Origin of the sequence: Pseudomonas sp. LABIM340 (assembly GCF_040017195.2) — a bacterium.
GTDB lineage: Bacteria > Pseudomonadota > Gammaproteobacteria > Pseudomonadales > Pseudomonadaceae > Pseudomonas.
The window spans coordinates 2,056,838-2,070,926 of record NZ_CM200227.1; the positions used below are offsets into that span (position 1 = coordinate 2,056,838).

Here is a 14,089-nt window from a genome sequence, read left to right on the forward strand (position 1 = left end):
CGTGAGCGCTGTGCCACCGTTCCCCGAGCTGCACGGCGAACGCTTCCGCCTGCGCGCTTTCACCGGTGCCGACCAGCCGGCGGTTTTCCGCGCGCTGTCGCATCCCGAGGTGATCCGCTACTACGGCGTCTCCTACGCGACGCTGGAAGCCACCCGCGAGCAGATGGAGTGGTTCGAGCGCATCTATAAGGAGAGCAGCGGCATCTGGTGGGCGATCTGCCGGCCGGATGCACCCGAGGACATCGTCGGCGGCTGCGGCTTCAACAACTGGCAGCAGGAACACCGTCGCCTGGAGCTGGGCTACTGGCTACTGCCCGAGCACTGGGGGCAGGGGGTGATGAGCGAGTGCCTGCCGCTGATCTTCCGCCACGCCTTCCGCGAAATGAATGTGCACCGCATCGAGGCCGAGGTGGAGTCGGAGAACCTCGCCAGCGGCCGCCTGCTGCTGCGCCAGGGGTTCACGCTGGAAGGTCGGCGCCGCGAGTGCGAGGTGAAGGACGGGGCGTTCGTCAGTCTGGATAACTACGGGTTGCTCGCGCCGGAGGCAGAGTCCCGGCCATGAAATCCATCTTCCTGCGCATCTACGGCGGCATGCTGCTGACTCTGGTGGCGGTCGCCGCGCTGGCGGTGTTGACGCTGCACCTGGTCAACGACGTGCGCGGCGAGCGCTACCGCGAGGACCTGGCGCGCGGCACCTTCCGCCTGATGGCGGACGAGCTGCTGCCCATGAGCGAGGTGGACCGCAAGCGTGCGCTGAGCCAGTGGAGCCGCCTGCTGGGCATCCCGCTGAAGCTCACCAGCCTGGATGCGCTGGGCATGGAAGGGCGCAGCCGGGCGCGGCTGATGAACGACCAGGTGTTGGTACAGGCCGGCGCGCCCCATGAAGTGAAGGTGATGACCCAGGTGAGCGCAGCAGAAGGGCTGATCCTCACCGGCGAGGTGGAACAGGTCAGCGAGCAGCTGGCACGCGCCACCATCTACCTGCTGATGGACGAGCTCAAGCGCTACCCGGCCAGCGAACAGCCCTATCACCTGGCGCGCATCGTCCGCGACAAGCGTTTCGGCTTCGAGGTGCACCTGCTGCGCCTGAAGGAAGTCGATCTGGACGACGACCAGAGCCGTCGTGTGGAGGAGGGCGATACGGTGATGGCGCTGGGCAAGGGCGGCGATTCGATCCGCGTGCTCTCGGGCATCCTCGATACGCCCTGGGTGCTGGAGCTGGGGCCGATCTACCAGATGAACCCGTACCCGCCGCAGTTGCTGACGATCATCGTGGTCGTCGCGCTGACCCTGATCGGCCTGACCCTGTACCTGCTGATCAGCGGCCTGGAGCAGCGTCTGCGCGGCCTCGAATCTGCCGCCACGCGCATCGCCCGTGGCAGCCTGGACACTCGCGTGGAGGTGCGCGGCGCGGACTCGGTGGGGCGTCTCGCCGGGGCCTTCAACCACATGGCCGAGCAGTTGCACCTGCTGCTGACGGTGCAGCGCGAGCTGGTGCGCGCGGTGTCCCACGAGCTGCGCACGCCGGTGGCGCGGCTGCGCTTCGGGCTGGAGATGATCGAGTCCGCCGAGACCGACAAGGCGCGGCGCAAGTACATGGAAGGCATGGATGGCGACATCCAGGACCTCGACCAGCTGGTGGACGAGATGCTCACCTACGCGCGGCTGGAGCAGGGCTCGCCGGCGCTGAGCTACCAGCGTATCGAACTGGGCGCGCTGGTGGAGCAGGTGGTGTCGGAGATCGCCCCGCTGCGCCGGGAAATCACCGTCACCTGCGAGGCGGGTGCGCTGGTGCCGTTCGACCAGGGCAGCTGGATCGAGGCCGAGCCGCGCTACCTGCATCGAGCGCTGCAGAACCTGATGACCAACGCGCTGCGCTACGCCGAAGGGCGGGTGCGCATCAGTTACCGGGTGAGCGTGGATCGCTGCCAGGTGGACGTGGAGGACGACGGCCCCGGCGTGCCGGAAGCGCAGTGGCACCGGCTGTTCCAGCCGTTCTTCCGCGCCGACGATAGCCGCGCGCGGGTTACCGGCGGGCATGGGCTGGGGCTGTCCATCGTGCGGCGGATCATCCACTGGCACGGCGGCCGCGCGCAGATCGCTCAAAGCGAGGCGCTGGGCGGTGCGTGTTTCACCTTGATGTGGCCGCGTCGCCAGGAGCCGAAGGTCGACGACAGTATTTGACCTTGGAGTCAAAAAATGCAGAATGCTGCGGTGCCATCACCGCTGGATGGCATTCGCCGCGTCACTCTGCATTCCTTCCCTACGGTAAATAGCCTTTTGAGATCGCTCTCTCTTAGGGGGTATTGCAGAGTCACCGGTATCGTTATGTAATTTTTGCTATAACGATCGCTTGCAGGCACAGCAGGCGGACCTGTCAGCGACAGGCCCGTGCAGGGTTTCAGGCAGGAACACCGAGGATCACATGGGACGCTTTGATCACTGCAGTCGCCTTCACGCCGGCCGCCAGGCCCAGCTCGCTGACCGCATCGCGGGTGACCACGGCGACCACTTCGGCGCCGCCGGGCAGGCTGAGCACGACTTCGGCATTCACCGCGCCGTCGGTGACCGACTTCACCGTGCCGGCCAGGCAGTTGCGGGCGGACAGGCGGATGCCGTCGGCCTCGGTCATCAGCATCACCCAGGGCGCCTTGACCAGCGCGATGACCTCCTTGCCCTGGGCCAGGCCCAGGCTCTTCACGCTTTCCTCGGTGACGATCGCCACCAGCTCGCTGCCGCCGGGCAGGGCGACCACGACTTCCGCGTTGACCGCACCGTTGCGCAGTTGCTTGACGCTGCCCTTGAACACGTTGCGTGCACTGACCTTCATGAACTGACTCTCCTTGAACGTTTTGAATGGCCGGCCACTGGCCGGACGTAACACGGGGCTGAACCGAGTTTATAGACCAGTCCTGACAGATCGAAGTTTTAAAAACAACACCCACTGGAGCCTCACGATGAAACACCGCTTCGCAAGCCTGTCCCTGCTGGTCGCTTCCTGCTTCACCCTGCACTCGGCCCTGGCCGATGAAGTGCAGGTCGCCGTCGCCGCCAACTTCACCGCGCCGATCCAGGCCATCGCCAAGGACTTCGAGAAGGACACCGGACACAAGCTGGTCGCCGCCTACGGCGCCACTGGCCAGTTCTACACCCAGATCAAGAATGGCGCGCCGTTCGAGGTCTTCCTCGCCGCCGACGACACTACGCCGAAGAAGCTCGAGGCAGAGAAGGAAATCGTCCCCGGTTCGCGCTTCACTTATGCCGTGGGCACCCTGGCGCTGTGGTCGGCGAAAGACGGCTACGTCGACGCCAAGGGCGAAGTGCTGAAGAAGAACGAGTACAAGCACCTGTCCATCGCCAACCCGAAAGCCGCGCCCTACGGCCTGGCCGCCACCCAGGTGATCGACAAGCTCGGCCTCAAGGACAAGGTCGCCGGCAAGATCGTCGAAGGCCAGAACATCACCCAGGCCTTCCAGTTCGTCTCCACCGGCAACGCGGAGCTGGGCTTCGTGGCGTTGTCGCAGATCTACAAGGATGGCAAGGTGACCAGCGGTTCCGCCTGGATCGTCCCGGCCGACCTGCATGACCCGATCCGCCAGGACGCGGTGATCCTCAACAAGGGCAAGGACAGTGCCGCCGCCAAGGCGCTGGTCGAGTACCTGAAAGGGCCGAAGGCCGCTGCGGTGATCAAGTCCTACGGTTACGAACTCTAAGCTTTCAAGGAATAGCGATGCCCCTCACGCAGGAGGATTTCCTGGCCATCCGGCTCACCATCGAGCTGGCTGCTCTGAGCACTTTGATCCTCCTGCTGATCGGCACGCCGATCGCCTGGTGGCTGTCGCGCACCCGCTCCTGGCTGAAAGGTCCGCTGGGAGCGGTGGTGGCGCTGCCGCTGGTGCTGCCGCCGACGGTGATCGGCTTCTACCTGCTGATCACCATGGGCCCCCACGGCGTCATCGGTCAGGCGACCGAGAGCCTGGGGCTGGGGCGCCTGCCGTTCACCTTCGCCGGGCTCGTGGTGGGCTCGGTGTTCTATTCGCTGCCCTTCGTGGTGCAGCCATTGCAAAACGCCTTCGAGGCCATCGGCAACAAGCCGCTGGAGGCCGCCGCGACCTTGCGCGCGAGCCCTCTGGATACCTTCTTTTCCGTGGTCCTGCCGCTGGCGCGGCCGGGCTTCATCACCGCCAGCATCCTCGGCTTCGCCCACACCGTGGGCGAGTTCGGCGTGGTGCTGATGATCGGTGGCAACATCCCGGGTAAGACCCGCGTGGTGTCGGTGCAGATATTCGATCACGTCGAGGCCATGGAGTACGCACAGGCGCACTGGCTGGCCGGCGGCATGGTGATCTTCTCCTTCTTCGTCCTGCTGGCGCTCTACGCGAGCCGCCGCAGCCGCTCGGCCTGGGCCTGAGGTGGGCATGTCGCAAGAGCTTTCCGCACGTGCCATCGAGGCCCGCTTCCAGATCGCCTATTCGGGCTTCAGCCTGGACGTCGACCTGCAGTTGCCGGGCAAGGGCGTGACCGCACTGTTCGGCCACTCCGGCTCCGGCAAGACCACCTGCCTGCGCTGCGTGGCGGGCCTGGAGCGTGCGCCGCTCGGCCGGCTGGTGGTGAACGGCGAGGTCTGGCAGGACAGCGCCAGCGGCGTATTCCTGCCGCCGCACAAACGGGCACTGGGCTATGTGTTCCAGGACGCCAATCTGTTCGAGCACCTGTCGGTGAAGCGCAACCTCACCTACGGCATGAAGCGCGTGCCGCGCGACCAGCACCGAGTCGAGCTGGAGCAGGCCACCGAGCTGCTGGGGATCGGCCATCTGCTGGAACGCATGCCGGGGCACCTCTCCGGCGGCGAACGCCAGCGCGTCGGCATGGCCCGCGCGCTGCTGACCAGCCCGCGCCTGCTGCTGATGGATGAGCCGCTGGCGGCGCTGGACCTCAAGCGCAAGGCGGAAATCCTGCCGTATCTGGAGCGCCTGCACGACGAGCTGGATATCCCGATTCTCTACGTCAGCCACTCGCCGGATGAAGTGGCGCGGCTGGCCGATCACCTGGTGCTGCTGGACCAGGGCAAGGCCATCGCCAGCGGCCCGGTGGTGGAAACCCTGGCGCGCACCGACCTGCCGATCTCCCATCTGGAAGACGCCGGCGTGGTGATCGATGGCCAGGTGCTAGGGCACAACGCCGACTACGGCCTGCTGACCCTGGCGCTGCCGCACTGCGAGCAGCGCATCCGCCTGGCCCACGCGCCGATGGACAAGGGCAGGGCGCTGCGCATCAAGGTGCAGGCGCGAGACGTCAGTCTGAGCCTGGAACCGGCGGCCCACAGCAGCATCCTCAACGTGCTGCCGGCGACGGTGGTCGAGATCGTGCCGACGGACAACCCGGCGCACCTGCTGGTGAAGCTGGATGTGGCCGGCACGCCACTGCTGGCGCGGATCACCCGCTACTCCCACGACCAGCTCGGCCTGCACACCGGGCAGGAAGTTTGGGCGCAAATCAAATCGGTGGCGTTGCTGGCCTGAGACTGCGCTTGCTATTCGTAGGATGGGCGGAGCGCAGCGATACCCATGCTGCCGGTGTGCTGGAACGATGGGTATCGCTGCGCTCCACGCCATCCTACAGATGCCTCCCGACGTCCAACGTTGCGGATGGATCAGAAACAAAAAGGGCGGCCACTGGCCGCCCTTCTTGTTTCACTCCACGCCTTACAGCAGCGGAATGGTGTAGCTGACGATCAGGCGGTTCTCGTCCTGGTCGCGCTGGCTTGGTACGCCCGCGGTGCTGGTTGCCGGCAGGCCGCTGCGCATGGCGGCGTTCTTCCAGGCCAGGCCCAGGCCCTTGAAGGTGCCTTCCGGGACTACGTAGCCCAGGGCGATGTCGCGTTCCCACTCGCCCTTGTCGCCTTGCTTGGTGTCGATGTTGTCGGCGTTCAGGTAGAGCACGCTGAAGGTCAGGCCGGGCATGCCGAGGTCGGCGAAGTCATAGGCGTAGCGACCGATCCAGGTGCGCTCGCCGGCGCGGTTGAACTTCAGCAGCTGGGCGTCGGAGATCAGGTAGGTGCTGGTGCCCTCGCCGTCGCCGCGGTTGAGGTAGGGGAAGTCGCTGTCACCGGTCAGCACCTGGTAGCCGGCGCCGATGCTGTGGCCGCCCAGGGAGTAGGTGAACATGCCGCTGTAGACGTTGTTGTCCACTTCGCCCTTCAGGCTGTTGCCGCCGTAGTAACCGCTGCTGACGTAGCCGTCGGCGCGGCCGGAGGCGCTGCCGTTCTTGCCGTCGGAGTCGCTGATGAAGACGCGGATGTCGGACTTCAGGGTGCCCGGGCCGATGCCCCAGTTATGGACGAGACCGAGGTAGTTCTGCTTGTAGAAGTTGTCCAGCTCGCCGTAGTAGTACGACAGGGTCAGGTTCTTGGTCGCCTTGTAGTCGCCGCCGGCGAAGTAGAACTTGTTGCTGTCGCGCGAAGAGGCGCTGCTGCCGTTGGCGCCGGCGATGGACATGCTGCGCCAGTCGGTGGAGTTGCGGCCCTTGGTGTGGGTCAGCTGGCCGCCGGTCAGGGTCAGGTTGTCGATGTCGGTGGAGGTGACCTGGCCACCTTCGTAGGTCATCGGCAGCAGGCGGGCGTCGTTGTAGACCACCACCGGCAGCTTGGGCTGCAGGGTGCCGTAGCGGAATTCGGTCTTGGACACCTTCGCCTTGGCGGTCATGCCGAGGCTGCTGAATTCGTCGACGGCGCTGCCATCGCTTTCCAGCGGGAAGATGGTGCCGGGCTGGCGGTCCGCGCCAGCCTTGCCAGCCTTGCCGCCGCCGTCCAGGCGCACGCCGAGCAGGCCCAGGGCGTCGACGCCAAAGCCCACGGTGCCCTGGGTGAAGCCGGAGGAGTAGTTGAGCATGAAGCCCTGGCCCCATTCTTCCTGCTTGCTGGGCGAAGCGGGGCCGTTGCGGTTGTCGGTGTTGATGTAGAAGTTGCGCAGGGTCAGGCTGGCCTTGCTGTCTTCGATGAAGCCGCCGGCGTTTGCCGATTGCGCGATGAGGCCGAGCGAGCTGGCCGCAATGGCGAGCGCCAGGGTGTTTCTGGTCATTACGTTTGCTCCAATGGTCATTTCTTTTTGTGGGGACCCCAAGAACCAGACGTTGCCGTTTGGCTGTATACGATTCTATATACCGATAGGCCTGCTGACGATTCCTCTGAAGGCAAAATCTGCGGATCAAAGGAGGTACGGGGACGTCTGGATGGCGTGCATGACGCCAAATTCTGACTTTTAAGTCAAGACTTTCGGATGTGTCTGTCAGCCGCAGCAGTCAGATTGCAGGGATGGCCACCAGGCTCAGCAGGCGCTCATCGAAAAGGCTGAACTGCCCGTCGATCTCCTTGCCGTGGTGCCATTCTTCCGACAGGTCAGTGAGCAGACGCAGGCGCGCATGGCCCCCGGCGGACCAGTTCAGCAACTCGGCGTGCTCGAAATAGAAGCGCTTGCGCACCAGCGGGAAGAGCGCCTTGAACAGGCTTTCCTTGAGGGAAAAGGTGAGGGTGACCTGCAGCGCGGCCTGCCGTGGGTCGAGGCGCGCCAGTTCGTCCGGCGTGAGGATTTCCCCGGCCAAGCGCTCCGCTCGCGCGGTTTCCAGGCGGTTCTCCACGTCCAGGCCAAGCCCGCGCCAGTGGCTGTCACGGGCGACGATGGCCGCCGCCCAGCCGTCGCCGTGGGTGATCGAGCCGCAGAAGCCCGTCGGCCAGACCGGCGCACGCTCCTCGTCGGTGCCCGGTACCCAGGCCGTCGAGCCGGCGGCCAGCAAGGCCGCACGGGCGCAGATGCGCCCCGCCAGGTACTCGGCCTGGCGCTTGGCGACGGAACGCTGGATGTTGGCCGGCGCCTCGACCCGGCTCAGGGAAAAGTCCCCGGCCTGCAGGCGCTGGCGGTCGAAGCGGGTGCTGCGCAACTGAACGCCGGCCAGGGGCGTGGGCAGGGGCCAGTCGGCGTCGAGTGGGGTGCAGAAGTCGGGGAGGGCGGTCATGGGAGCATTCTGCCGCGCCAGAACGTGGCTCACCAGTCACGCGGCACTTACATTCGTTTGCAAACCTTCACCAAAGGCGTACGGATTCGTCTGACAAGCTTTGTCACACTGCACGCCGCGTTCCCTAGGGGACGCAGGTGAGGTTGTTGTTGGAGTGCCGCCAAGGCGGGCTCTGACCTTAGACACTTGATTGAGTGCGGGAGCCCGAATGGGCTCCCGTTTTTTATTGCCTGCGATTTATTACGCGTCGGGCTTTACGTCGAAGATTTCCTTGAAGAACGCCTGCAGGTCCGCCCAGGACTTCTGGTCGGCGGTCTTGTCGTAGCCCACGTCCAGGCCGTGCCCCTTGTGCTTGTCGGCGTCCGGGCTGGTGAAGCTGTGCTTGGCGCCGGGCTGGATCACCAGCTTGTAGTCGGCCTTGGCGTTGTCCATTTCTGTCTTGAATGCCGCAACGCTCTCGGCCGGTACCAGGGTGTCGGCGCCGCCGTGCTCGACCAGGATCTTCGTCTTGATCTGTCCCGGCTGCGCCGGCGTCTGGGTCGCCAGCACGCCGTGGAAGCTGGCCACGCCGGCCAGCGGCAGGCCGGCGCGGGCCATGTCCAGTACCACCTTGCCGCCGAAGCAGTAGCCGATGGCGGCGATCTTGCTCGGGTCGGTCTGCGGCTGTTTCTTCAGTAACTCCAGGCCGGCCTGGAAGCGCGCCTTGGCGGCGTCGGCATTCTTCAGCGCCTCGGCCATGAAGGCCTTGGCATCATTGGGATGGTCGGTGTGCTTGCCTTCGCCGTACATGTCGATGGCCAGGGCGCTGTAGCCCAATTCGGCGAGCTGCCGCGCGCGGCTTTTCGCGTAGTCGTTCAGGCCCCAGAATTCGTGGACGACGATGACGCCGGGGCGGATGCCGGACTTGGCGTCGTCGTAGGCGAAGTAACCGATCATCTTCGTGCCGTCAGTGGATTCGTAGGGGATTTCCTGAGTCTTGATCGCGGCTGAAGCGCTGGCCGCGAAGGCGAACAGCAGCAAGGCAGTGAGCAGGCGCATGAGGTTTCTCCGTGGCGTTGGCCGTGGCGATGGCGGATGGCGGAACTCATGACGATAGCCGCTGATGCGGAAAACGCCCGTGCAGACTGCACGCAGCCGCTCAAGGGCGCGGATGTCCGCCAGAAGCGAGGGAAGCCGGATGGATGAAAAGTCCGACAGCCTCGTCTACCCTTGCGCCCATGTCCTGACCCGCGAAGCGATAGGCCGATGTTGGACCTGAGCACCTGGAATCTGACCATTCCCCAACGCGGCCCGGCCGCGACCATTTCCACGGCGAAACTCGGCCGTGACTACGAGAGCCCGTATTTCCGCCGCAGCACCGATGGCGTGGAGTTCTGGGTGCCGGTGAACGGCGCCCACACCAGCGGCAGCGAATATCCCCGTACCGAACTACGCGAGACCAAGCCCGACGGCCGCCTGGTGACCTGGCGCTATCCGCTGGCGGAGAACCTGATGGTTGCCACGTTGCGCGTGGAATCCGTGCCCTCCAGCCGGCGCATGGTGATCGGGCAGATCCACAGCAACGGCAGCGGCAGCGCCGAGGCCCTGCCGCTGGTCAAGCTGGTCTACCAGCAGCGCCTGGATAAGGCGCGGGTACAGGCGCTGGTTCGCGACCGACCGGACGACATCACCACGCGCACCTATACCGTCTATGACGGCATTCCGCTGGGCGATACCTTTACCTACCGCCTGGGCGTGTCCAGCAGCGGGGTGCTGAGCGTGCAGGTCGAGGACGGCCAGGTCAGCCAGCAACTGGATACGAAATGGGCTTACCAGGGCCTGTACTTCAAGGCAGGGCTCTACCTGCAGGACAATCGCGGGCCCGCCAGCGAGGGCGGGCGCGCCACCTTCACCGATCTGAGCATTCGACACCAATGAAGACTTCCTCCATCGCGCGCCGCGCATCCCTGGCCTTGTCCCTGCTGCTGCCGGCGGCACTGGTGCAGGCCGCGCCGGGCGACGATTTCGGCTCCTGCCTGAACCGCCTGCAGGGCGCCGCCCAGGCCAAGGGCGTCAGCTCCGCCAGCTTCGCGCAGTTCACCCAGGGCCTGCAGCCGGACATGACCGTTCTGCCGTTGCTGGACGCCCAGCCCGAGTTCACCACGCCGATCTGGGACTACCTGGCCGGGCTGGTGGACGACCAGCGCGTTGCCGACGGCAAGGCGCGCATGGCCGAGCACGCCGACCTGCTGCGCAAGGTTGCCGCGCGCTATCAGGTCGACCCGGCCACGGTGGTCGCCGTATGGGGCGTGGAGAGCGATTACGGCCGCATCACCGGCAAGCGCCCGCTGCTGGTGTCGCTGTCGACGCTGTCCTGCTACGGGCGGCGCCAGTCGTTCTTCCAGGGCGAGTTCATCGCCACCCTCAAGTTGCTGCAGCAGGGCGATATCCGCGACAGCGGCATCACCGGTTCCTGGGCGGGCGCCTTTGGCCAGACGCAGTTCATGCCTTCGACCTACGCGCGCATCGCAGAAGACTTCGACGGCGACGGTCATCGCGACCTCGTAGGCAGCACCGCCGACGCCCTGGCGTCCACCGCCAACTACCTGCGCAAGGCCGGCTGGCGCGAAGGGCAGCCCTGGGGCTACGAGGTGAAACTGCCGGCGGGCTTCGACGCTTCGCTGGCCGGGCGCACCAAGCGCCGTGCGCTGTCCGACTGGACCAGCCGTGGCGTGAAGCGCGTCGATGGAAAGCCGATCCCGAGCATCGATTCCAAGGCGGCGATCTTGCTGCCGGCGGGCGCCAACGGCCCGGCCTTCCTGGTGTTGCGCAACTACGACGCGATCTATTCCTACAACGCGGCGGAAAGCTACGCACTGGCCATCGCCCTGTTGTCCGACCGCCTCCGCGGTGAGCCGGGCCTGCGCACGCCCTGGCCGACCGACGATGCGGGCCTGAGCCGGGCACAGCGCAAGGAGCTGCAGGAGTTGCTGATCCAGCGTGGCTACGACATCGGCCAGCCCGACGGCATGATCGGTGACGTGACGCGCAAGGCGATCCAGCAGGAGCAGAACAAGCGCGGTATGACGCCGGCGGACGGGCGTGCCGGGCAGAAGATCCTGAAGGCGTTGCAGGGCGGCTGAGCATCCTGCCAGTTCCAGCGAAGCCCCGGCCTGTGCCGGGGCTTCGCATTTCTGTAAGAGCGAAATTTCCTTCAGCCAAGTCGTTCAGCATTGGTTCAGCAGTCCGACAGGTTCGGTTCAGTGCCCCCCTCGTAACCTACTCCCCGTCAACACATTTCAGACATCCTTGACGGGAGAATCCCCATGAACACCATGAAGAAAATCGCCCTCGCCACCGCCATCCTCGGTGCCAGCTTCGCCGCCACCGCAGCCAGCGCCGCCGACACCTTCGTCGGTATGACCTGGGGCGAAACCAGCAACAACATCCAGAAGTCCGACGCGCTGAACCGCAACCTCGGCAACCCGAAATTCGACAGCGTGATCAACAACAGCGGCACCTGGGGCGTACGTGCCGGCCAGCAGATGGAGCAGGGTCGCTACTACATCACCTATGAAAACGTCTCCGACACCGAGAACGGCCTGAAGCTGCGCCAGCAGAACCTGCTCGGCAGCTACGACGCCTTCCTGCCGCTGGGCGACCAGGGCACCAAGCTGTTCGGTGGCGGCACCGCCGGCCTGGTCAAGCTGGAGCAGGACTCCAAGGGCTACAGCCGCGACAGCGATGTGGGTTACGCCATCGGCGCCCAAGCCGGTATCCTCCAGGAACTCGGCAAGAACGCATCCGTAGAAGGCGGCTACCGTTACCTGCGTACCAACGCGAGTACCGAGATGAGCCCGCACGGTGGCGGCAAGGTTGGATCCCTTGACCTGCACAGCAGCTCCCAGTTCTACCTGGGCGCAAACTACAAGTTCTGACCGGTACCGCAACCGGGCCCCGCGTGGCCCGGTTGCCTGACTCAGGGAGCACGCGCATGAAACTGCTGGTGGTGGAAGACGAGGCGCTGTTGCGCCATCACCTGTATACCCGGCTCGGCGAGCAAGGCCATGTGGTCGATGCCGTCGCCAATGCCGAAGAGGCGCTGTACCGCGCCAGCGAATACCATCACGACCTGGCGATGATCGACCTGGGCCTGCCGGGCATGAGCGGCCTGGATCTGATCCGCGAATTCCGCAGCCAGGGCAAGACCTTCCCCATTCTCATCCTTACCGCTCGTGGCAACTGGCAGGACAAGGTCGAAGGCCTGGCCGCCGGCGCCGACGACTACGTGGTCAAGCCCTTCCAGTTCGAAGAGCTGGAGGCCCGGCTGAACGCGCTGCTGCGCCGCTCCAGCGGCTTCGCCCAGTCGAGCATCGAGGCCGGCCCGCTGGTGCTGGACACCAACCGCAAGCAGGCGCTGGTCAACGGCGAGTCGCTGCAGCTGACCGCCTTCGAGTACCGCATCCTCGAATACCTCATGCGCCATCACCAGCAGGTGGTGGCCAAGGAACGCCTGATCGAGCAGCTCTACCCGGACGACGACGAGCGCGACCCGAATGTCATCGAGGTGCTGGTCGGCCGCCTGCGCCGCAAATTGGAGGGCGCGGCGGCTTTCAAGCCGATCGATACCGTGCGTGGCCAGGGCTACATCTTCAACGAGCTGTGTAAATGATCCGCTCGCTGCGGCTGCGGCTGATGATCGGCGCGGCGATTCTCGCCGTGCTGTTCATGGCGGCGCTGCTGCCGGCTCTCCAGCGTGCGTTCAGCATCGCCCTGGAGAACGCCATCCAGCAGCGCCTGGCGGCGGACGTGGCGACCCTGGTGTCCTCGGCGCGCATCGAGGGCAATGTCCTGAGCATGCCCGAGCACCTGCCGGTGGAGGACTTCAACCTCCCCGAGTCCAAGTTGCTGGGCTTCATCTACGACCAGTCCGGCAAGCTGGTGTGGCGCTCCACCTCGGCCCAGGACGAGAGCGTTGATTACTCGCCCAAGTACGACGGACTGATCGACGAGTTCACCCGTATCCGCGACGCCACCGGCCAGGAGTTCTTCGTCTACGACGTGGAGATCGACCTGCTCGGTGGCAAGCGCGCGGCCTACAGCATCGTCACCATGCAGCCGGAAAGCGAGTTCCGCGAGCTGGTCAGCGGCTTCCGCGACCAGCTCTACCTGTGGCTGGGTGGCGCGCTGCTGCTGTTGCTGGGCCTGTTGTGGCTCGGCCTCGGCTGGGGCTTCCGCTCCATGCGCGGCCTGCGTTCGGAGCTGGATCAGATCGAAACCGGCGACCGCGAACGCCTGAGCGACGATCACCCCGCCGAGATGCTGCGCCTGACCGACTCGGTGAACCGCCTGCTGGAAAGCGAGCGTGCCCAGCGCGAGCGCTATCGCAACTCCCTGGGCGATCTTGCCCACAGCCTGAAAACGCCGCTGGCGGTGCTGCAGGGCGTCAGCGAAACCCTCGCCGACGAGCCGAAGAACCGCGAGCAGGTACAGGTGCTGCAGACCCAGATCGAGCGCATGAGCCAGCAGATCGGCTACCAGCTGCAGCGTGCGACCATGCGCAAGAGCGGCCTGATCCGCCACCGCGCGGCACTCGATCCGCTGCTGGACACCATCGGCGGCGCACTGGACAAGGTCTACCGCGACAAGCGCGTGAAACTGGAACGGGATATTCCGCCGGGCTTTTCCCTGCCGCTGGAAAAGGGCGCCTTGCTGGAGATGCTCGGCAATCTGCTGGAGAACGCCTACCGCCTGTGTCTGACCACGGTAAAGGTCAGCGCGCGCAAGAACGGCCGGCTGTTCGAGCTGATCATCGAAGACGACGGCCCCGGTGTGCCGGCCAGCCAGCGCGAGCGCATCCTCAAGCGCGGCGAGCGCCTGGACACCCAGCACCCCGGCCAGGGCATCGGCACGGCGGTGGTGAAGGACATCATCGACAGCTACGACGGCGAGCTGGCGCTGGAGGAGTCCGAGCTGGGCGGGGCGTGTTTCCGGATTCGTTTGCCGGGTTAGCCCGCAGCTTGGGCTGGGCGCCGGCGCTCAATTGTAGGAGCGCGCCATGCGCGCGATCGCGGGCATGGCCCGCTCCTACAGGTTGAAG

The 14,089-nt window shown here is 65.6% G+C and carries 14 protein-coding genes; 10 read left to right on the forward strand and 4 right to left on the reverse strand.

Going from position 1 to position 14,089, the window contains the following annotated elements; translation table 11 throughout:
- Position 1: 1 nt before the first annotated feature.
- Both ABKS89_RS09670 and ABKS89_RS09675 read left to right on the forward strand, forming a co-directional pair.
- Entirely contained in the window at positions 2-562 is a 561-nt protein-coding gene (locus ABKS89_RS09670; protein WP_348589475.1) for a GNAT family N-acetyltransferase, read from the forward strand.
- On the forward strand, positions 559-2,184 hold the full coding sequence (locus tag ABKS89_RS09675) for an ATP-binding protein (RefSeq protein ID WP_199287117.1): 1,626 nt from the start codon (positions 559-561) through the stop codon (positions 2,182-2,184). Before ABKS89_RS09670 ends, ABKS89_RS09675 begins: the two co-directional genes overlap by 4 nt.
- A 217-nt stretch (positions 2,185-2,401) precedes the next feature.
- Here ABKS89_RS09675 and ABKS89_RS09680 read toward each other — a convergent pair whose 3' ends face one another.
- On the reverse strand, positions 2,402-2,830 hold the full coding sequence (locus ABKS89_RS09680) for a TOBE domain-containing protein (RefSeq protein WP_138212848.1): 429 nt from the start codon (positions 2,828-2,830) through the stop codon (positions 2,402-2,404).
- A gap of 127 nt (positions 2,831-2,957) precedes the next feature.
- Here ABKS89_RS09680 and modA point away from each other — a divergent pair, with 127 nt between their 5' ends.
- The 3 genes from modA to modC are packed head-to-tail and all read left to right on the forward strand — an operon-like array spanning position 2,958 to position 5,522.
- Positions 2,958-3,713 carry a molybdate ABC transporter substrate-binding protein gene (gene modA, locus ABKS89_RS09685; protein WP_138212849.1) on the forward strand — a complete coding sequence of 252 codons (756 nt, stop codon included), beginning with the start codon at positions 2,958-2,960 and terminating at the stop codon, positions 3,711-3,713.
- An 11-nt stretch (positions 3,714-3,724) separates the two neighbouring features.
- Complete coding sequence (modB, locus tag ABKS89_RS09690; RefSeq protein ID WP_138212850.1) at positions 3,725-4,411, forward strand: molybdate ABC transporter permease subunit; 687 nt, start codon at positions 3,725-3,727, stop codon at positions 4,409-4,411.
- 7 nt (positions 4,412-4,418) lie between these two features.
- Complete coding sequence (modC, locus tag ABKS89_RS09695) at positions 4,419-5,522, forward strand: molybdenum ABC transporter ATP-binding protein (RefSeq protein ID WP_348589474.1); 1,104 nt, start codon at positions 4,419-4,421, stop codon at positions 5,520-5,522.
- 183 nt (positions 5,523-5,705) lie between these two features.
- On the opposite strand, the gene ABKS89_RS09700 is transcribed toward modC, so the two are convergent.
- From ABKS89_RS09700 to ABKS89_RS09710, 3 genes are all read right to left on the reverse strand, one after another.
- Positions 5,706-7,079 carry an OprD family outer membrane porin gene (locus tag ABKS89_RS09700; protein ID WP_518301004.1) on the reverse strand — a complete coding sequence of 458 codons (1,374 nt, stop codon included), beginning with the start codon at positions 7,077-7,079 and terminating at the stop codon, positions 5,706-5,708.
- Between the two features lie 220 nt (positions 7,080-7,299).
- Entirely contained in the window at positions 7,300-8,010 is a 711-nt protein-coding gene (locus ABKS89_RS09705) for a 4'-phosphopantetheinyl transferase family protein (RefSeq protein ID WP_348589473.1), read from the reverse strand.
- Positions 8,011-8,250: 240 nt separating this feature from the next.
- Complete coding sequence (locus tag ABKS89_RS09710; RefSeq protein ID WP_348589472.1) at positions 8,251-9,048, reverse strand: dienelactone hydrolase family protein; 798 nt, start codon at positions 9,046-9,048, stop codon at positions 8,251-8,253.
- Between the two features lie 207 nt (positions 9,049-9,255).
- Here ABKS89_RS09710 and ABKS89_RS09715 point away from each other — a divergent pair, with 207 nt between their 5' ends.
- From ABKS89_RS09715 to ABKS89_RS09735, 5 genes are all read left to right on the forward strand, one after another.
- Positions 9,256-9,927 carry a polysaccharide lyase family 7 protein gene (locus ABKS89_RS09715; RefSeq protein ID WP_138212855.1) on the forward strand — a complete coding sequence of 224 codons (672 nt, stop codon included), beginning with the start codon at positions 9,256-9,258 and terminating at the stop codon, positions 9,925-9,927.
- Positions 9,924-11,132, forward strand: a complete 1,209-nt coding sequence (locus tag ABKS89_RS09720) for a lytic murein transglycosylase (protein ID WP_348589471.1) — start codon at positions 9,924-9,926, stop codon at positions 11,130-11,132. Before ABKS89_RS09715 ends, ABKS89_RS09720 begins: the two co-directional genes overlap by 4 nt.
- 183 nt (positions 11,133-11,315) lie before the next feature.
- A complete protein-coding gene (locus ABKS89_RS09725) occupies positions 11,316-11,927 on the forward strand; it encodes an outer membrane beta-barrel protein (protein WP_138212857.1) in 612 nt (203 codons plus the stop codon).
- 56 nt (positions 11,928-11,983) lie between these two features.
- A complete protein-coding gene (locus ABKS89_RS09730) occupies positions 11,984-12,661 on the forward strand; it encodes a response regulator (protein WP_138212858.1) in 678 nt (225 codons plus the stop codon).
- Positions 12,658-14,001: an ATP-binding protein gene (locus tag ABKS89_RS09735; protein ID WP_138212859.1), complete on the forward strand. Its 1,344-nt coding sequence runs from the start codon at positions 12,658-12,660 to the stop codon at positions 13,999-14,001. Before ABKS89_RS09730 ends, ABKS89_RS09735 begins: the two co-directional genes overlap by 4 nt.
- The last annotated feature ends 88 nt before the right edge of the window (positions 14,002-14,089 follow it).